11 protein-coding genes are annotated in these 19,517 nt (G+C 50.6%); 5 read left to right on the top strand and 6 right to left on the bottom strand.

Features of this window, described 5'->3' with window-relative positions; all coding sequences use genetic code 11:
* Positions 1 to 140: 140 nt before the first annotated feature.
* Positions 141 to 1,211 (bottom strand): flavin monoamine oxidase family protein, encoded by a 1,071-nt coding sequence (locus IX84_RS02805; protein WP_052515710.1) that lies wholly within the window; start codon positions 1,209 to 1,211, stop codon positions 141 to 143.
* Between the two features lie 215 nt (positions 1,212 to 1,426).
* On the opposite strand from IX84_RS02805, the gene katG reads away from it, so the two are divergent.
* Both katG and IX84_RS02795 read left to right on the top strand, forming a co-directional pair.
* Complete coding sequence (katG, locus tag IX84_RS02800) at positions 1,427 to 3,679, top strand: catalase/peroxidase HPI (protein WP_044216389.1); 2,253 nt, start codon at positions 1,427 to 1,429, stop codon at positions 3,677 to 3,679.
* 150 nt (positions 3,680 to 3,829) lie between these two features.
* Positions 3,830 to 4,525 (top strand): DUF4386 domain-containing protein, encoded by a 696-nt coding sequence (locus tag IX84_RS02795; protein ID WP_044216387.1) that lies wholly within the window; start codon positions 3,830 to 3,832, stop codon positions 4,523 to 4,525.
* On the opposite strand, the gene IX84_RS02790 is transcribed toward IX84_RS02795, so the two are convergent.
* Complete coding sequence (locus tag IX84_RS02790; protein WP_044216386.1) at positions 4,522 to 4,968, bottom strand: GIY-YIG nuclease family protein; 447 nt, start codon at positions 4,966 to 4,968, stop codon at positions 4,522 to 4,524. The genes IX84_RS02795 and IX84_RS02790 overlap by 4 nt on opposite strands.
* A gap of 170 nt (positions 4,969 to 5,138) precedes the next feature.
* On the opposite strand from IX84_RS02790, the gene IX84_RS02785 reads away from it, so the two are divergent.
* Positions 5,139 to 6,185, top strand: coding sequence for an ArsO family NAD(P)H-dependent flavin-containing monooxygenase (locus IX84_RS02785; RefSeq protein WP_044216384.1), 1,047 nt, complete (start codon positions 5,139 to 5,141; stop codon positions 6,183 to 6,185).
* A 192-nt stretch (positions 6,186 to 6,377) separates the two neighbouring features.
* Here the strand turns inward: IX84_RS02785 and IX84_RS02780 are convergent, their stop codons facing one another.
* The 4 genes from IX84_RS02780 to IX84_RS02765 all read right to left on the bottom strand — a co-directional run bounded on the left by IX84_RS02780 (position 6,378) and on the right by IX84_RS02765 (position 14,679).
* Positions 6,378 to 7,637, bottom strand: coding sequence for a serine hydrolase domain-containing protein (locus tag IX84_RS02780; protein ID WP_160213633.1), 1,260 nt, complete (start codon positions 7,635 to 7,637; stop codon positions 6,378 to 6,380).
* 55 nt (positions 7,638 to 7,692) lie between these two features.
* Entirely contained in the window at positions 7,693 to 9,003 is a 1,311-nt protein-coding gene (locus tag IX84_RS02775) for a T9SS type A sorting domain-containing protein (protein WP_044216382.1), read from the bottom strand.
* 87 nt (positions 9,004 to 9,090) lie between these two features.
* The gene (locus tag IX84_RS02770; RefSeq protein ID WP_044216380.1) at positions 9,091 to 10,512 is read right to left on the bottom strand and encodes a hypothetical protein; all 1,422 of its coding nucleotides are present in this window, start codon (positions 10,510 to 10,512) and stop codon (positions 9,091 to 9,093) included.
* A 117-nt stretch (positions 10,513 to 10,629) separates the two neighbouring features.
* Positions 10,630 to 14,679 carry a hybrid sensor histidine kinase/response regulator transcription factor gene (locus IX84_RS02765; RefSeq protein ID WP_044216379.1) on the bottom strand — a complete coding sequence of 1,350 codons (4,050 nt, stop codon included), beginning with the start codon at positions 14,677 to 14,679 and terminating at the stop codon, positions 10,630 to 10,632.
* A 154-nt stretch (positions 14,680 to 14,833) separates the two neighbouring features.
* On the opposite strand from IX84_RS02765, the gene IX84_RS02760 reads away from it, so the two are divergent.
* Entirely contained in the window at positions 14,834 to 17,875 is a 3,042-nt protein-coding gene (locus IX84_RS02760) for a SusC/RagA family TonB-linked outer membrane protein (RefSeq protein WP_044216378.1), read from the top strand.
* Positions 17,876 to 17,893: 18 nt separating this feature from the next.
* On the top strand, positions 17,894 to 19,432 hold the full coding sequence (locus IX84_RS02755; protein ID WP_044216376.1) for a RagB/SusD family nutrient uptake outer membrane protein: 1,539 nt from the start codon (positions 17,894 to 17,896) through the stop codon (positions 19,430 to 19,432).
* The last annotated feature ends 85 nt before the right edge of the window (positions 19,433 to 19,517 follow it).

Below are 19,517 nucleotides of genomic sequence, written 5' to 3'. Positions count from 1 at the left end.
AATGACCTATACATTCCGTACCTACGGCACGGGGGCCCTTTTAAAGCCAACATTTTACCTACATAGCGCACCTAAAGGCGCGTGGATTAACTCAGAGAAATTAGAAGTTTTGCGAACTTATGGGGTAATCACTTTCCTAACTAACGCGCAGGTGATTTGCTCAACGCCTGATAAACCCATTCCGCGCTCCTGACTGCGCCTTCCATATACCCCGGGAAGGCATCTGCCGTTTCCGAGCCTGCAAGGAAAAGCCGGCCATTCCAATAAGGCTTTCGGTACATGGCGTGCCCGTTGTTTTGGTGGGGGAGGACTGCGTGTTCGTAAGGGGCATAGGTATAAGGCTCCATTGGCCAAACGGTCTCTTCGTAGGAAGCATACTCCAGGGCAGGTTGCCCAAAGAACTTCAAAAGTTGCCCTTCAACCAGCCGTTTTCGGTCAGGGGCGCTCAGGTTTGCCATGTCATTCCTGAGAAAACCCTTTAAAGCAAAGTGCTCCTCCTCAGCATCTGTATGGTCATAAAGCTCTGTGAACGGGCCCGTATGACTAAAAGCAGTCCCTGTATGCCCATGCTCCCTCCAAAAAGGTTGTGCATAAGCTACCCCGGCTTTGATGGACTCGCCCATCCAGGTGTGGGTTTGTTGCATGAGGCGGATTAAGGCAACTGGCAGGGCAGGCTGTAGCTCGATACGGTGGCTCAGCAAACTAGGCGGAAGGGTGGAAACGACGACTTTGGATTTGATCGTTAATGCTCCACTAAAGGTATAAACCCCATCTGCTTTTGCATGAATCTTTTCACCCGGTGTATCCAAAAGCACAGCCTCATCCGGAAGATGCCGGGCAAGTGCTTGTATCAGTGCGGAAGTGCCTCCCTGTATCCGGTAGCTGGGTTCGTTGTTGGGGGGAAGGGGGACAATCTGTGCCGTATCCTGCTGATGCTGCTCAAACAGCGCCTTAGTTCCCAGGCGCTGCTGAAAAACCGGGAGCTTCAATTCCTGCAGCAGCTGTACCAGGTGAGTGTGCTTTTGGCCCAGCCAGGTAGCGCCCATGTCAATTTTTACGCCTTCAGTAGTGGTCTTTGTCCATATCCTGCCGCCCAGCCGGTCGCGGGCCTCAAGGATTAGTGCAGCGTAGCCTGCCTTTCTTAGTAAGTAGTTTAGCGTCAGCCCGGTCAGCCCGCCTCCTATGATTAGCACATCTGTTTCTTGCATCATTTTTTATCTTCTTTTGGACAAACACCCCGGGCCAGGTTTTGGATGAAAAGGGGAGGTTTGGATGAACTGCTCCGGCACTTATTTGTTACACTTTTCTGACAATATTCCTTATCGCCTGCCTGTTTGTTGTATAGCTATTGTCTATGTGCCTATAAATACAATAAATATTGTTTATCCTATCTTTACATTTTTAAGCAACCAAATAACCATTCACCATGGAAAAAAATACAGAGCAAAGCAAGCCGAATAACGGTAAGGTCTGGGATGTGAATCAATCCAGCCGCTGCCCGTTTATGAACGGCAGGCTTGAGCACGGCGCTGGTGCGGGCGCTTCCAACCGCGATTGGTGGCCCAATAGCCTTAATTTGACCATCCTCCGCCAGCATTCCGAATTGTCCAACCCAATGGGCAAGGATTTCGACTATGCAAAGGAGTTCCAAAGCCTGGACTATGAGGCGCTGAAAAAAGACCTTCATGAGCTGATGACCGACTCTCAGGACTGGTGGCCAGCCGACTGGGGCCACTACGGGCCTTTCTTCATCCGTATGGCCTGGCACAGTGCGGGTACCTACCGTATCGCCGACGGACGGGGTGGTGCAGGTGCGGGTACACAGCGTTTCGCGCCACTGAACAGCTGGCCGGACAACGCCAACCTGGACAAGGCCCGCCTTCTCCTGTGGCCTATCAAGCAGAAGTACGGTAAGAAAATCTCCTGGGCTGACCTTATGATCCTGACCGGTAATGTGGCACTGGAGTCTATGGGCTTCAAGACCTTCGGCTTTGCCGGTGGTCGCGAAGACGTTTGGGAACCGGAAGAAGATATTTACTGGGGACCAGAGGGCGAATGGCTGGACGACAAGCGCTATACAGGCGACCGTGAGCTGGAAAATCCACTTGCTGCCGTACAAATGGGTTTGATTTATGTGAATCCGGAAGGGCCTAACGGCAATCCTGACCCAATTGCTTCGGCACACGATATCCGCGAGACTTTCGGCCGTATGGCAATGAATGACGAGGAGACCGTAGCACTGATTGCAGGTGGCCACACCTTTGGCAAGACCCACGGTGCCGGTGATCCTGAAAAATACGTTGGCGCAGAGCCTGCAGGGGCAAGCATCGAAGAGATGAGCACCGGTTGGAAAAACACACTTGGCGAAGGTAATGGTGAGCACACCATCACTTCCGGTCTGGAAGGTGCCTGGACAGACACGCCAACGCAGTGGAGCAATAAGTACTTCGAGAACCTCTTCAAGTACGACTGGGAGCTGACCAAGAGCCCGGCAGGTGCCCATCAGTGGCAGCCAAAGGGTGGCGCAGGTGCAGGCACCGTGCCTGATGCGCACAATCCGGAGAAGAAGCACGCGCCATTCATGCTGACTACAGACCTTGCGCTGCGCATGGACCCGGCTTACGAGAAAATCTCCCGCCGCTTCTACGAAAACCCGGACGAATTTGCTGATGCTTTCGCCCGTGCATGGTTTAAACTGACCCACCGCGATATGGGGCCAAAGGCTCGCTACCTGGGACCAGAAGTGCCTGCGGAAGAACTGATCTGGCAGGACCCGGTACCACCGGTAACCCACAAGCTGATCGAGGAGGAAGATATCACCAAGCTGAAGCGCATGATTCTGGCTTCTGGCCTCACCACTTCGCAACTGGTGTCCACAGCTTGGGGCTCCGCTTCTACTTTCCGTAATTCCGACAAGCGGGGCGGTGCCAATGGTGCACGCATTCGTCTGGCGCCGCAGAAAGACTGGGAAGTCAACAACCCAACGCAGCTGGCGAAAGTCCTGGAAACCATGGAAGGCATTCAGAAGGAGTTCAACGGCGGCGCAATGGGTGGCAAAATGGTCTCCATGGCGGATCTCATCGTACTCGGTGGCTGCGCAGCTATCGAAGAAGCGGCTAAAAAGGCGGGGTACGACGTAACTGTGCCGTTCACACCTGGCCGTACTGATGCCACGCAGGAGCAGACCGACGCATCATCCTTTGATCCGCTGGAGCCTGCAGCAGACGGTTTCCGCAACTACATGAAGACGCAGTACTCAGTTTCCGCAGAGGAAATGCTGGTGGACAAGGCACAGCTGCTTGCCCTTACTACGCCGGAAATGACGGCGCTGGTAGGCGGTATGCGCGTATTGGATACCAATTACGATCAGTCTCAGCGCGGCGTATTTACCGATCGCCCGGGTACGCTTTCCAACGACTTCTTCGTGAATGTCCTGGACCTGAGCACCAAGTGGAAAGCGGTTTCCGAAGATGAGACCGTATTCGAAGGCCGCGACCGCAAGACTAACGAGGTGAAGTGGACCGGCACGCGTGTCGATCTCATTTTTGGTTCCAACACAGAGCTTCGCGCTATCGCAGAAGTTTACGGTTGCCAGGATGGAGAAGAGCGCTTTGTGCACGACTTCATCGCAGCCTGGAACAAGGTGATGAACGCAGACCGCTTCGAGCTGAAGCAGTAAACTCTATAGCGATATATAAAGTTGAGAGCAGGTAGTCCGGCAACGGGCTGCCTGCTCGTCGTTGTGGCCTATGCGTTCGGGATTATATACCGGGGCGTTGCCGGGCGGATATCCCGCTAATTTTGCTTCCGTAATCAAAACCGAAGTGAAATGAAAAATCACCCGACTGCCCCCAAACAGCTGGCCCGCCTGACCGGGCTTCTTTATCTCATCGTGATCATTTGCGCAGGCTTCAGTCAGGGCTATATGCGAGGTACGATAGTTGTGCCCGGCGATGCTGCCCAAACAGCACTGAATATCCTGGAGCAAGGCGGTTTGTTCCGGCTTGGGCTGGCAACCGACCTGATCGCCTTCACCGCAGATGCCGTCATAGCCGTACTTTTTTATCAGTTGTTCAAGCCGGTTAACCAGACCCTTTCGATGGTGGCTGCCGCCCTGCGGTTGTTGGCACACCCCGCGATTGCCAGCCTCAACCTCCTCAACCATTACCTGGCGCAGCACGTGCTGGAATCAACAGAATGGGCGCTGTCGCACAGCCCGGAGCAGCTGTATGACCTGTCCCTGCTGTTTATGGATGCACACCGGGCGGGTTATTTAATTGCGGGCGCGTTGTTTGGCCTCCACTGTCTCCTGCTTGGCATATTGATCTACCGGTCTGATTTAATCCCTAAAGCTTTTGGGGTATTGATGAGCCTGGCAGGCCTGACTTACCTGATGGAAACATTTGGCGTTTTCCTCTTCCCCGGCAACGATGCATGGCTGGCGCTTCTGGTGGGCGGCGCGGCAGCGCTCGGAGAGGTATCCCTGATGGGGTATTTGCTGGCCAGGGGAGTGCGGGAGCGTTAAGAAATCCAGAACCGAAGGAAGTCCAGCACTTCCCGCTGAAAGGCCCAGAACTCAATATCCCGCCACCAGCACCAAAGGCCTGTCAGCGCGCCGTAAATCAGCAGGTGGCTGACGGCAAAGGCCCAGAGAATGCAGCAAAGGACATACAGCCAGCCGATCCAGCTCAGCGGGTGGAGGTAGGAAAAAAACTCGCTGCCTCCGGAGCCTTTTACGGGCCGGTTGAAGCGCTTCATCACCCGGTGCAAATGTGCTTCAAACCAATCTGCGAAGAAGCAGGGCAGGGAGAAGATGGGGAATTGCCGCCCTTTCATGCTCCGGCCAATGGCTTTCCACCGAAGGTCTACATCGCGCGCAATACCAATTTTAATCCGCCCCGGATTACGGGTGGACATGCCGAGGTAAATAAACCGGTAGCCAAAAAGGGAATAGAGGAGTTGCTTCATCGCTGGGTTTTTTCTTTCCGGGGCTAAAATACATATTTGTTGAAATTTTTTGTGTTCGCCGTTGGTTTTTTTGGTTTTTTGTTGAGAAGGGCAACGCCAGAGGTTTTAGAAAGATGTTTTTCAGAGTGCCGTCAACCAACCCATACTTCCCCACCTTATAGTAGAAAAACATGTATGACCTCATCATCATCGGCGGTGGGCAAAGTGCTCTGGCGTGTGCCTATTACCTTCGGCGCACCGGTCTTCGTTACGTGCTGCTGGACAATCAGCCGGACTGTGGAGGCGCATGGCAGCATGCCTGGGATAGCCTGACCCTGTTCTCTCCGGCAGAACAAAGTTCCCTGCCTGGCTGGTGGATGCCCAAATCCAGCCATCCTTTCCCAACCCGTGCAGAAGTCATTGACTATCTCTGCCGCTATGAGCAACGGTATGAGGTGCCAGTCCACCGTCCGGTTGACGTAAGTGCCGTGTCCCGGCAAGCGGACCGGTTTCAGGTAGATACAAACCAAGGGCGCTACTCGGCTCGTGCCATTATTTCTGCGACTGGTACCTGGGGCAAGCCCTTTATTCCGGATGTGCCGGGCAGGGAGACATTTGAAGGTATGCAGCTGCATTCCGCCTTTTACAAGAGTGCCGGCGCTTTTGCTGGACAAAAGGTGCTCGTAGTTGGAGAGGGCAATTCCGGCGCACAGATTCTGGCAGAGGTTTCCAAGGTGGCAACTACAGCCTGGGCAGTTCGCCGTACTCCTCAGTTCCTGCCCGATGATGTGGACGGGCGGGTGCTTTTTAATGTCGCTTCCGCAAAATACTACGCTGAACAAAGGGGCGAGCCCTTCGATGCCAAAAAGTTTGGGCTTGGAAATATTGTAATGATCCCTTCAGTTCTGGAGGCAAGGTCACGGGGTGTCCTAAAGGCAACAGGGCAAATCGCATCCGTAAACCAAACCGGCGTGGTCTGGGCCAATGGAAAGGAAGAAGAATTTGATGTGATTCTCTGGTGCACCGGTTTTGGCTATGCTACCGGCCACCTCAGGCCACTGGGGCGGCAGGATGAGCGCGGGCGGATGCCCACTGATGGCACCCGGTCTGCAGAAGTGCCTGGGCTATGGCTGGTAGGGTATGGCGGGTGGACGGGATTTGCCTCGGCAACGATGATCGGAGTCGGGCGGTCAGCCCAGCGAACCGTGAAGGAGGTTGTGCAATGGGTTGGAAAGTAAAATGCGCTTTGCCTGCGAGGTTAAACAAAATATTAACTTGACATCGTATGCAACCCTGTGAAGAACAAAACCTTTATAGTCAACTGGCAATTACAGGGTAATTTTCCGCGCCCCTCGCCAATGGACAAAAGCTAACGTGAGTCGCTAAAATAAGTGGATCTACGGCTTTTGCCTTTAAAGGAATACTCAAAACTACTTCTGCTCCTCAACTAAACCATAGACCGTATCTTCAAAAACTTTCTGAATGTCCCAGGCGGCAAAGGGATACATTTGGAGCATCAAAATCGCGATCACTTCTTCTGCCGGGTCAATCCAAAAGGTGGTGGCGAAGAAGCCGCCCCAGGAGTAGCTGCCAACTGAGCGGGCTATGTCCGTTTCTGTTTTTGCAGAGAGTACCCCAAAGCCCAGCCCCATGTCATTATCACCAGTCTCCAGGTGGGTGGAGGTGATCAGGCCTACCGTCTCAGGTTTTAAAATACGGGCTCTGTTAAGCGTGCCCTTTTGGAGCATCATCTTGCAAAAGAGGAAATAATCCCAGGCAGTGCTGCTAAGGTCTGCACCGCCGGAAAAGAAGGTTTTTGCGCCCTGTACGGGATAGTTGACCAGGGGATAATCTGTAGGAGTTGGTGGCCCGTTCTCAGAAGATTGATAGACCGGAACGAGACGGTCTGCCTTTTCACGGGGCAGGTAAAAGTAGGTGTCCTTCATCCCCAGAGGTTTAAAGAGCCGCTCTGAAAAAAACGCATCAAGAGGCATCCCTGACCAAATCTCCACCAGCCGCCCCAGCACATCAATGCTGAGGCCATAGGTATAGCGTTCCCCAGGTTCGTGCATTACCGGTAAAGTAGCCAGCCTTTTTACGTTCTCTTCCAGGGAGATGTCTCGCTCTTCAAACCCTTCTGAAATGTTAGCTTTCGCATACAATAAGGATAGTGTATCGTTGTCATAGCCATAAAACAGCCCCGAGGAATGGGTGAATAACTGCCGGACAGTCATAGGCTGAGTTGCCGGGCGGGCTACAAAGCTGGAATCTTCCCGGTTCACCCGTTCCAATACCTGAAGATTCTTGAATTCCGGTATGAACCTGGAAACGGGATCATCCAATTTGAATTTTCCTTCTTCGTACAGCATCATTGCAGCTACCGCAGTGACCGGCTTTGTCATAGAAGCAATACGGAAAATATCATGCACAGAGGAGGAGGTTTGATTTTCAAGATGGCTGAACCCAAATCCCTTATGGAAGACCATCTCTCCTTTGTGGTAAACTAACGCAACCCCGCCCGGCACCTTGCCCTGATCTACATAATCCATTAAAGCTCGCTCCAATGGCTTGAATGATTCGGCAGCCATCTCGGCCGGAGCATTAGGCTCCATATTTTTATTCCCCCTGGGATTACAGGCCAGGACGGTAAAAAGCAGCAAACCGGAGAAAACAGAGCAGAAATAGTTCATATTGACTGGGTGGGCAAGGCGCCAGACGAAAATAAAGCCGGTCACCAGGCCGTATTTACCGTTTGATGATGATTTTTTGCTTTGAAGTTCCATGTTGCGCTTCCACTACGGCGATGTAAACACCTGCTTTCAGGTTCTGCAAGTCAATTTTTGCTGCTTCAGTCGGCCCCGGAAGGAAAGAAACCACCACTCTTCCGAACAGGTCAACAAAATAGACGCTTTGGATTGGGCCTGCATCCGAACGGAGCTGCAGGAATTCCTTTGCCGGGTTCGGGAACATTTGAATCCGGTCATCTCTAATAAAATCGTCAACAGATACAAGAAGACAGGTGCCGAAATACAGTGGGTCCAGTACGATGTCCGCCTCTTCAACGATAAGCTGCCTTTCAGGTGCGGATTCGGCACCGAAGTTGCAGTCCTCGGGCACACTTTCTTCACCTTCCCAGTTGTCCTGCCCGCCGTTGACATAGGTAAACGGATAAGTCCGGTTACCATCCAATTCGACGGTTGCACTCCAGGTACCATTGCCCTGATCAGTTAGGGCCGTCCAAATCCAGGGATCCTTGATGACTACTTGTACGTCATTATTGAGTACTGTTTCATTGCTCATATCTACCTGAAAGGTAACGTTCACTTTGGGTGTTGGTGCCTCATCGCAGCTTCCATAAGCAACTGCCGGTAACTGTGTATCTACAAGTGGAACAGTTATAAAACGGAAACCATCCTCGTTGGCACAGTCATCAGGTACCGATTCCGTGTCATAGTCATTATCCGGGTCTGGTCCGGTCTGATAGGAATACCGGTAGGTAAGAGATGATTCCACCTGCCGCTCCAGTGTGTAGGTATAAATACCATCCTCGTCCTCGTCGGTCATCGTATACCATTCATTCCAGTTATCATCCATATACACCCATACATCGCCACCGGGATGGAAGTTATCGACGGCATTGATGTTGACCTGGAAAGTGATATTGGCATGAGTGACCGATTCGTCGCACCCACCAAAATTGACCACATTAAGTACGACGTCCTCCTGTCCTACGGTGACCTGTCTTTGGGGAGCTGAAGGTGTTCCGAAGTTGCATTCATCCGGCAGGGTCTCTTCTCCGTCCCAGTTGTCCTGACCGCCATTTACAAAGGTATATGGGTAGGCGTTGTCGGCATCAAGCTCCACGGTTGCGCTCCAGATACCATTGCCCTGATCAGTCAGTGCCGTCCAAATCCAGGGGTCCTTGATGACTACTTGTACGTCATTGTTGAGTACGGTCTCGTTGCTCATGTCTACCTGAAAGGTGACATTCACTTGTGCTTCCGCAGCTGCAAGGCTGAAGAGGGCAAAAAATAGTAGTAGTATATGCTTCTTCATCTTAACTGGTTTTATTAGTTAGGAATTTATGGTGTTGTAAAAAAGGGCAATAGCGTTGCGAGCTTGCCGTTGTAAATGTTAGGAGTGTTATTCTTTCCAGATAATAGCCCGCCCGGCAAAGTGATCGTATAGTATTGTGTATGATCCTGCCTGATCGGTAAACTTCAGGTCTGCGCTTCCACTTCCGGACCGGGTTGGAAGCCAGGAGATGGGATCAACCACCTGAAATCCACCACCGTCTTGCTCCCCGACGATGTAATCAGGGTCGAAGCCAATATCAAGGGGGCCCCAGCCTGTATTCTGCCCGATAAACTTCAGGCTTACGTTATCCGAAAACTGCAGCCCTTCTATCAGGAAAATATGATCGCCAAAACCAGATGGGTTGCGTTCCATTGGAATAGCCTCTTCCGGATTCCAGTCTAGTGCAGGATAGTCCGTAAAGCCATTCCCCACGATAAACATGGTTTCCTGTAGCTCAAACCCTGTTTGGTCGACTTCCTCGGTGGTATACTGCATATTGTAGGGGTTAAACCGGACTTTGAAGTATGCGGGGTAAAAATTACTGCCTGCAGCATCAAGCAGAATAGGAGCACTGTCTTCTGCATTCACCATGCCTAAAGAAGGGTCTGTATTATCAACAAGCCCCCAGTTGTCCGGCACCCATGCCAGTTGTCCGATAAATTTGATTTGGTTGAAGTCATCCTCGGGCCAGGCCGGGACGGTGATTTCAAACCATTGGTCATCTTCGGGGTCTTTAAGCATAGTGTAGCCACGTTCTGCGTTCCACGGCCACCACTGCAGGCCTCCGGCTGCGTAGATATTATCATAGGTAACGTCCCCACCAGTCAGGTTGACCACCATATTAAGTGTGATCGACCGGTTGGAAGTATTGTTGATGGTAATCGTCCCGTTATGAACAGCATTATCTGCTGAAGCTGGGATCGTATAGGTATAATTCAGATCGTATTGATTGGGGTTATCTGGTAGCTCAATAACCTGATCCAGTGCGATGCCAAAATTTTGCATCGAGATGGAAGAAATGCCCTGAACATCAGAGATTGCCCCGGTGAAAGTAATTTCGTCGCCTGGTAAAGCGGTAAAATTCAGAACGAGCCCGTTGGCTTCCGGAAGCCTGGCGACATCAACTATCGTTTGAAACTCCTGTCTGTTCTGGTCTTTATCTTCCAGAATAATATCTACAGGATAAATATCAGAGGTGATATCTTCCGGGATGGTAAATGAATAATCAAGGAAGTACCTGGTGACCTCATTGGCAAACACAATTTCTTTATTGAGCAGCAGGTCTTCATTCCTGAGCAGGATAGAGGCAAAACCGGCACTGGATTCGAAGGTCCCGGTAAAGGTAACTTCATCACCAGGAGAAGCAACGATTTCTTCAGGTACATTCTCTCCGGTTGGCGGTGGAGCAGGGTCCTCATCCTTAGAGCAGGAGTACAAGGCTGCAGCCAGGGCAACAATGAGCAGATAGGAATGGATGGTAAATTTCATTGCGCTGTTGATTTTATTGTTAAAGCTGTGTTGGACAAATCTAAGGTTTGTCAGGCCAGCGGAAAGGTAGTGGGCTGTCCAATTATCAGGGTGGTTTTGTTCAGAAAGGGGTGTTTGCTACCGTTTCTTTTTAAGCGCTGACGGATTTTTGCCGATTTGTTTTTTAAAACATACCCTGAAGTGCTTGAGGTCGTTAAACCCCACAGAATAGGCCGCCTCGGAAACATTCATGCCCTGTGCGATGAATTCAGCACTTTTCTTAATTCTCACAGAACGGACAAAGGCATTTATCGACAAGCCGGTTAGAGATTTTATTTTACGGTACAGGGAAGTACGGCTATACCCAAGTTGGCGGGCGAGATCAAAAACGGATAGCTCATCCGCCAGGCAATGGGTTACGATATATTCCTCCAATTCACTCAGGAAAGCCAATTCTTTTTTCATCAGAGGAGACACTTCAGTGGGTTCGTTGTCAGTGCCAGCATTGGAAAAGTAGCCCATGATCTTCCGGCGGTTTTCTAAAAGCGTATTCACTCTGGCATTGAGAATGGAAAACTTGAAGGGCTTGGCCAGGTAATCATCGGCGCCCATTTCCAGGCCTTTCACTTCATCCTGTTCTGTCCCTTTGGCCGTAAGCATGATGATGGGGATGTGGCTGGTCTGCTGTTCATTCTTGAGGTAGTGGCATACCTCTGTCCCACTGATACCCGGCATCATGACATCGAGAAGAATCAGGTCCGGTCCGTACTTTTTTGCTAACTCCACCCCTTCTTCTCCATTGGTGGCTTTGAGAATTTTAAAACTGTCCCGGAATTTCCCCTCCAGCAAGTTGAGAATGTCCGTATTGTCATCAATGAGGAGGAGTATCTGCTGATCTGTTTCGGTGATTTCGTCATTTTCAGCTTCGCTATCCACAACCTGTACCGTTCCCTGAACCTCCGGTGCCCCCAGGGTTTGGGTATCTGCAAAGTGGGCATTGCCTTTTAGGAATTTCACAGTGAAGCAGCTACCTTTTCCGACAGTGCTTTCTACTTCAATGTCCCCCTGATGCAACCGTATAAGGGATTGCGTCAGGGCTAAACCGATACCTGTGCTTGTCGATTTATCCTCAAGTCTGTAATAGCGGGTAAATATCTTTCGGAGCTTTCTTTTCGGTATGCCCACTCCCGAGTCCAGCACTCTTATAAGAATATACTGCTCATCCTCATCAACGCTCAGGGTTATTTGCCCTCCGGAAGGGGTGTTTTTGAAGGCGTTGGAAAGCAGGTTGTTCAGGATCATCGAAAACTTATCCTGATCAGCCCAAAGCATAAGCCCATCCAGAGGAAGCGAAAGCTTTAGATTGATTTGGTTGTGGCGGGCCATTTCCCGAAAGCCCTGCAGAAACTCCGACAGATAGTTATTCAGGTTAAGCTTACTAATCTTCAAATCAGAAACACCAGTTTCTACCTGCCTGAACTCCAGCAGCGAGTGTATGAGCTCCATCAACCGGTTGGAGTTCTTCAGGGCGACATCGAAAGACCGGTTGATTCTCGGACTGGTTTTTCTTAGGGGTTCCATTTCCTCTAATGCCACGCTAAGAATGGTCAGTGGAGTCCTTAGTTCGTGTGAAATATTGGTAAAAAACTCCAGCCGCTCATCGTGCAGTTTTTTCTCTTCATCCCGCAACTTTTGCTCAAAAAGAAGCTGATTTTTAATCCGGTATTGCTTCAACCGGTAGTAGAGTATGGCGTAAATGCCGGACAGCAGAATTAGGGTGAAAACAACGATGGCGATTTTGGTTTTCCAGAAAGGAGGGGAAATAATAATGGGGATAGAAACTTCGTCATTATACTGCTGATTGTCAAAGTGGTTGGCTTTTACCCGGAAGGTGTAGGTTCCCGGCGGCACATTCCGGTAAGTAGCGGTAGTCTGACTACCCGCCATGTTCCATTTTTCATCGTATCCATCAAGGAAGTATTCATAGTGAATGTCCCACGAGAAGGGATAGCTGAGAGACTGATAGTCAATGGAAAAGGTGGTGTGCCTGTGGTTTAGCTGCACTTCAGGCAGGTATTCGATGCTGCGATCAATAATATGCTGCTCGCCCGGGATGATTTCCTGATTGAGGACACTTAGCTTCGTCAGTTGGATATTGGCCTCCCCGGCGATGGAATACAGATTATCCGGATTGAAATAATTAACGCCTTCTATGCCACCAAAAAAGAAGAGCCTGTTGCTCGCTTTAAGAGCAGATCCATCGTGAAATTCGGCTACCTGTAAACCTCGCTGCCAGTCGTAGTTATAAAAAAGCTGTTCACCAGGGCTAAAACGTGAAATCCCTCTATTGGTACTGAGCCACAAGTACCCCGATTGATCTGCCAGTATAGCATGTACCTTATTACTGGCCAAGCCATCTTTTTCAGAGAAAGACTCAAAAGATTGCGTTGCAATATTGAACCGGCACAATCCTGCCGAGCCTGTCCCCAGCCATAAATTCTGGTCTCCTCTGCTGCAAATAGAGAAGATTATACCGGGGGCAGGCTGAAAGGTATCGTTGGTATAAAAGCGGTTGATTTCCTGGCTTGCCGGATCATAGGCAATCAATCCATCCCCAAATGTGCCCAGCCATAATCTTCCGCCAAACGCATGTATGGCTCTCACATCGTAGTATTCCAATCCTTTAACAGGGTCAAAGCAATCTTCTTCCCGGTTATACTGTAAAACACCTCCCCGATTTGTACCAATCCAGAGTCGGCGGGAAGCATCTTCATAAATACAGCGGATATCATTGACCGGCAACTGTGCAGGAGCCTGATAGTGGTAAAAACGGTTTGCGTTTTTATCATATCGATTAAGGCCTCCTTCGTAAGTGCCCAGCCATACTTGCCCGGTATGATCGGTGAAGGCACTGAGTACCGCATTGTCGCTCAAAGAAAAAGGATTATCCGGTTCATAGCGGAATCGTTCCACCACCCCTTCTTCCGGGTTCCACACATTCACCCCATCACCGTCGGTGCCAAACCATATATTACCATGATGGTCTTCGGCCATTCCCCAGACTTTGCTGATCGAAAGACTGTTCTCCTGGCCGGGTTCGTGTTTGAGGTGGCCGAAGCGCTGTTGCCTCGTTTCCGCAAAGTTGACTCCTCCCCCATCTGTTCCTATCCAGATTTGATGGTCTTTGTCACGGAAAATCGCCAGGACTGTACGGTAGGACAAACTTCCCGGTTGCTGATCCGGAAAATAATGCGTGAAGGCAGCTTCTTTTCCCCTCTGAAGGATATCCTCCTGATTAACGACCACAAGACCGTTCTTCCTGGTACCGATCCATAGCTGGCCTTCCTGGCTTAGATGAAGAGATAAGATGTCCTTATCGAGGACAAAGCTGCGTTCCCCCTCTGCATAGGGGAAGTTGGTCAGGTGGTTTTCCTCTATATCGAAATAGGAAAGCCCATTGTCAGTACCCATCCAAAACCCCTTTCTACCATTAGGGCAAAATGTATATATGTTTCCGGAAGCCATGGGCCTGCCAGCAATAGTGCTAAGGTGCCTGATCCGGCCGGAAGGAATATCATAAAGGTCAACCCCGTCTCCCCTGTTCCCAATCAGCAAGAGGGAATCTCCTAAAAGCCCCAGCGTATTGATGTTGTTGGAAGAGAGCGACGTGCCCCTGGGCGATGTGTCAGTCAGGTAGCGAAAGGGAGCTTTAGGCCCGTCTCTAAAACTGATCCCACTATAGTAAGAAGCGATAAATATTTTTCCATCTTCCGTTTCTACTATATCTGTGGGCGAGTTATCCAGTAAGAGCCCCTCTTCGGATCCCGAAGGGATGCGGGAAATACGGTGTTGCTTGAGGTCAAAAAAATTCAGCCCGTTGGCAGCCATGACCCAGAGGTTGCCCCGGCGGTCAATGAATAAATTATTGATCTCGTTGCCCGATAAGCTATTTGAATCTCCCGGTTCCTGCCGGTAAGTCCGGAAATTAGCACCGTCGTACCGGCAAAGCCCATCGTTAGTGGCAATCCAAATGAAGCCGAGTGAATCCTGTTCAATAGCAGAGATAGTGCTGCCAGGCAACCCTTCTGTCATACGGATATTCCAGAAATAAAGGCTGTCGCTTACCTGATCCGCCTGCAGCAGAACCGGGAAGAGTAACACGCAGAAGCCCAGCGAAGCAAACCGCATAAGCACGTTTTATTTTCAAAAGTAAATAAATGCCCTCCAATCGCAAATCCACCTGATAAAATGGACAATTCTTAACGGGTAAATGGACAGAAAACCACCATTTGGAACTGCTTTCTATGCTTAGATTTGCTCATGCATCAAAGCTATAAGCCCTATGGGAAAGTTTTCCGACCAAATCAGACTACTGGCAATAAGTTTATTGCTGACCCTTTTTGCCGGGCCCTCGTTATTGGCCCAGGATCAAACCGTAACCGGCGTGGTTTCATCCGGGCAGGAACCGTTGGCCGGTGTATCCGTTTTTGTCACAGGCACAAATAACGGAGCCTTTACCAGTGTGGATGGGGAATATACCATCAAGGTCAATGCAACCGATACACTGGTTTTTAGCTATCTGGGCTATGAAACCATTCAGGAACCGGTCAATGGGCGTCAGCGGATTGATGTTCAGCTTTCTCAAAGCGCCTATCAGCTGGAGGAAGTTGTAGCGGTGGGGTACGGAACCGTTCGTAAAAAAGACCTTACCGGAGCAATTTCCACCGTCAAGGGGGAAGAGTTAGCAATGCGGAATGTGGCGGACGTTACCCAGGCTTTGCAGGGAACGATGGCAGGGGTACAGGTATCTTCCAATAGCGGTGCTCCGGGCAGTGGGGCGTCTGTGCTCGTCAGGGGCATTTCCACCATCAATGATAACTCACCCCTATATGTGGTTGATGATATGCCGCTCAATGACATTAGCTGGTTGAACCCTAAGGATATTGAGAGTGTGCAGGTCCTCAAGGATGCGTCTGCGGCTGCCATTTTTGGTTCCCGGGCATCGAACGGGGTGATCATCATACAGACCAAGAAAGCCAAAGCAGGTAAGCTAAGCATCGTGTTTGACGGGACCACCAGTATTCAGCAGGCCGCCCAGGCCCCTCCGCTTGCTGATGGCACAGAATATGCCCGGGTTGCCAATCAGGCAGCGGCAAACTCTGGCCTGGAGGCACCCTTTTCCGATCCTGCCGCCTTCGGTGCAGGAACTAACTGGTGGGAACAGGTTACGCAAACTGCTCCGATCCATAATTACTCCTTAAGTATCAATAAGGGTACAGAAGACCTGAAAGTGTCTACAGGCTTTTCCTATTTCAATCAGGGAGGGCTGATCAAAGGAGGGGATTACGAACGGATCACACTCAGGCTCAATACAGATTTGAAAGCTGCCGAATGGCTTCGGATCGGGCAGAATTTCAACCTCAGCAAGGATGTTACGGTAAATGGGCCAAATTTGGTTTGGGATGCGGTCAGGGCAGAACCTATTATCCCGGTTTATCTGCCGGAGTTTGAGCAGACCGGCAGAAATGAGTTCAGCCGTTTTCATCCTACGACACGAACCGACCTTTCCAACCCTATGGGCGCTTTGGCTCGCAATTTTGACCAAACTGATTATCTGCGGTTGGTCGGGAACACCTATGCCATTCTTGACCTGGGTCGCGGTTTCTCCGCAGAATCCCGCTTTGGTGTTTATTTCAGCAACTGGGAAAACAACTGGTTTTCTCCTGATTACTACATAGAACCAACTGACCGCCTTGATGTGAATCAGGTGGGCCGGTCTCACAATAACCGGACCAACTTCAACTGGAATAACCTATTACACTATACCCTCCAATCTGACATCCATAACCTGAAAGTCACAGCCGGGTATACCATGGAAAGTTTTGAACACCGGACGCTGAATGGCGCCGGGAATGCCGTGCCCGGGAATGCGCCTGAATTCCGCTACATTGAAGCTGCAACAACGGCATTTTGGGCGCAGGGGTTGAATGAGCGCAATACGCAGGCTTCCTATTTGTCGAGAGTGGAATACGGGTATAAGTACCGATACCTGATCTCGGCATCCTTTCGTGCCGATGGTTCGTCCAGATTCTCTGAGGAGAACCGCTGGGGGTTTTTCCCTGCGGTATCAGCAGCCTGGAATATACAGGAAGAAGCTTTCCTGAAAGATGTCCGGTGGCTTTCTCAGTTGAAACTCCGTGCCGGATGGGGGCAGGTTGGTAACCAGAATATCAACAACGACGCCCTGCTGACTACGCTCGGGCGGGCCATTTATGTATACGGCGCAGACGAAGCCCTTGATGTGGGAGCCGCACCTGCGACTGTTGGCAACCCTGACCTGCGATGGGAAGCTGTGGAAGACCTGAACTTCGGGCTGGACTTTGGGCTGTTCAATCAGTCCATATCTTTTACAGTAGATTACTTTGAGCGGAGGTCCAAAGACATGCTTATGCAGATATCGATCCCGGCCTATCTGGGCGCAGCCTTCAGTACCCCCTGGGCCAATGTTGGCCGCCTTGAAACCCGGGGTATCGAACTCACAGCGGCTTATCAGAAGCGGGTAAGCACTGACCTTTCTTTCAATATCAGGCTCAATGCCTCACGGGCACGCAGTACCATGAGAGAACTTGCCTTTGGCGAAGAAATCTGGTCAGGCAACCATCAGCGCCTGGACCTTCTGACCCGGACTGCAGAGGGTCAACCGGCGGGTGCTTTTTACGGATGGGTGACCAACGGGATCTTCCAAAATGAGGAAGAGGTGATCAATCATACCGATGAATTTGGAAACCGTATACAACCTCTTGCCCAGCCCGGTGACTTCCGCTTTATGGATCTCAATGGGGATGGTAGGCTGGATGACAACGACCGCAGAACTATTGGCAACCCGGAACCGGAGCTGACATTTGGGCTCAACGTATCCATGAATTACAAGGCCTTCGACCTCTTTGTGCTGTTCAACGGGGTTTACGGAAATGATGTTCTCAATGCTCTCCAACCTTACACCCACGCCGGCAATGGGGTTTACAACGCTTACAGGGGGGCTCTTTTTGACGCCTGGAATGGAGAAGGTACTTCCAATACACAGCCACGATTGGCAGTAAGAGATGATAACCAGAACTTCAGATACTCCGATTACTTCATTCAGGATGGCACTTTTCTGCGCCTCCGGTCTGCTCAGATTGGGTACACAATTCCCGCTGCGCTGTCCCAAACTGTGAATATCAACCGGGCCCGAATTTTTATCGGTGGAGAGAACCTGTTTACCTGGACCAATTATTCTGGTCTTGACCCGGATATAGGAGGCAGCGCACTGGAGCGAGGCATCGATTGGGGGCAATATCCATTGCCACAGGTGTTTATGGCTGGTGTCAATATCACATTCTAATTCTTCAACTATTTTGTCATGAAACGATCAGACCGTATTTATATCCTGCTCCTATTTCTGGCTACTGTTTTATCCGGCTGTAAGGATTTTCTTGATCAGCCGGTTCAGGGGCAGCAAGTGCTGAGCAATTATTTTGCGAACGAGGAAGAATGCCTCCGGGCACTCACAGGCTGTTATGCTTCGCTTAGCCCACAGGATTGGTGGGAAAATGACTTTTTTTATCTGGTTGGCGATATCTGCTCGGATGATGCCTTTAAGGGGAATTCTATTGAAGGAGATCAAAGGGACTTTGGCGACCTCGCCCGCTTTTTGATTACCCCTCAAAATGAGTGGATAGAAATCAAGTGGCGGTATACCTATGAGCAGATCTACCGTACCAACCTGGTTATAGAAAACGTTCCTGAAGCACCGATTTCGGAAGAGCTGAAAGCGCAAATTGTAGCTGAGGCGAAGTTCCTCAGGGCCTTTGGCTATTTCGAGCTGGTTAGAAACTGGGGAGGCGCTCCATTGATTCTTGAACCGCTTACTGCAAATGCCCCCAAGCAGTCAAGAGCTTCTGCTTCGGAGCTGTGGGCGCAAATTGAAACCGACCTTCAGGAAGCTATTGATTTCCTGCCCGAAAAATCTGCCCAATCTGCCTCGGAGCTGGGGCGGGCTACAAAAGGGGCAGCTCAGGCCTATTTGGCGAAAGCCTACGTTTACCAGGAAAAATGGGCAGAAGCAGAAACACTGGCGAGCCAGATTATTGCATCAGGAGAGTATAACCTCAATGACCCCTTCTCCCGGGTCTGGAGTGTGGATAATCCCAATGGCAATGGCTCCATTTTTGAAATCCAGCAAAAATATGATGATTTGTTTGATGCCGGAAGCGCACTGCCGGTCATCACCAGAAGCCGGGCTGATGGGGGTTGGGGATTCTGCACGCCTTCCAGCCATCTGGACAATTTCATGGGTGACGACCCCCGCCGGGATCTCACCATCATCAAGCAGGGCGATTATGTAGATGAGGCTCACCCGCAGTATGATACGCAGTTGAATGAAAATGAAAGCGGCAGGACGAACCGTAAATACTACCTGGAACTGGCAGACCGGCCTACACAACAGGAACACCTGCGTTCTCCGCTCAACCACATCTTATTCCGGTATGCTGATCTGTTGCTGCTCCATGCAGAAGCAGCCTGGCATATTGGTAATGAAGCAGCAGCCCTGACGTCCGTTAATGCCGTGCGTAACCGGGTAGGGCTTGACCCGGTCAGTTCCACCGGTCAGGACCTGCTCCTGGATATTTATCACGAACGGCGCATGGAGCTGGCAATGGAAGGGCACCGTTATTACGACCTGAAACGGCAACGAGGTATTACGCAGCCTGGTTTTCCACGCCTGAAGGAAGTTATGGAGGATTTTGTAGACTATAACCTCAACCGGAGTACAGACCCCTATGACAAAGGGAATGCAAAAGGGGCATTGTTTGATGTAAATGTCCATACCCTGTTCCCTGTGCCGCAGGTGGAAATAGATCTGTCTGAAGGGGCGCTTACGCAGAATCCGGGGTACTAGACTAGTGGTCTGTCAAGTGTTAATTTATGGGTTGAGTGGGAGCGAATTTTGAGGCTAATCAAGGCGGATGTTCCCGCGCATAGCA

The organism is Phaeodactylibacter xiamenensis (assembly GCF_000759025.1).
Classification (GTDB): domain Bacteria; phylum Bacteroidota; class Bacteroidia; order Chitinophagales; family Saprospiraceae; genus Phaeodactylibacter; species Phaeodactylibacter xiamenensis.
Note: the sequence above shows the minus strand (reverse complement) of the source record. Positions and strands in the feature narration are given on the sequence as shown.

Excerpts from the sequence above, each read along its gene's own strand:
- katG (WP_044216389.1), top strand. The coding sequence starts at position 1,427 with ATGGAAAAAAATACAGAGCAAAGCAAGCCGAATAACGGTAAGGTCTGG.
- IX84_RS02785 (WP_044216384.1), top strand. The coding sequence starts at position 5,139 with ATGTATGACCTCATCATCATCGGCGGTGGGCAAAGTGCTCTGGCGTGT.
- IX84_RS02805 (WP_052515710.1), bottom strand. The coding sequence starts at position 1,211 with ATGATGCAAGAAACAGATGTGCTAATCATAGGAGGCGGGCTGACCGGG.
- IX84_RS02790 (WP_044216386.1), bottom strand. The coding sequence starts at position 4,968 with ATGAAGCAACTCCTCTATTCCCTTTTTGGCTACCGGTTTATTTACCTC.
- IX84_RS02795 (WP_044216387.1), top strand. The coding sequence starts at position 3,830 with ATGAAAAATCACCCGACTGCCCCCAAACAGCTGGCCCGCCTGACCGGG.
- IX84_RS02770 (WP_044216380.1), bottom strand. The coding sequence starts at position 10,512 with ATGAAATTTACCATCCATTCCTATCTGCTCATTGTTGCCCTGGCTGCA.
- IX84_RS02765 (WP_044216379.1), bottom strand. The coding sequence starts at position 14,679 with ATGCGGTTTGCTTCGCTGGGCTTCTGCGTGTTACTCTTCCCGGTTCTG.
- IX84_RS02760 (WP_044216378.1), top strand. The coding sequence starts at position 14,834 with ATGGGAAAGTTTTCCGACCAAATCAGACTACTGGCAATAAGTTTATTG.
- IX84_RS02780 (WP_160213633.1), bottom strand. The coding sequence starts at position 7,637 with ATGAACTATTTCTGCTCTGTTTTCTCCGGTTTGCTGCTTTTTACCGTC.
- IX84_RS02755 (WP_044216376.1), top strand. The coding sequence starts at position 17,894 with ATGAAACGATCAGACCGTATTTATATCCTGCTCCTATTTCTGGCTACT.
- IX84_RS02775 (WP_044216382.1), bottom strand. The coding sequence starts at position 9,003 with ATGAAGAAGCATATACTACTACTATTTTTTGCCCTCTTCAGCCTTGCA.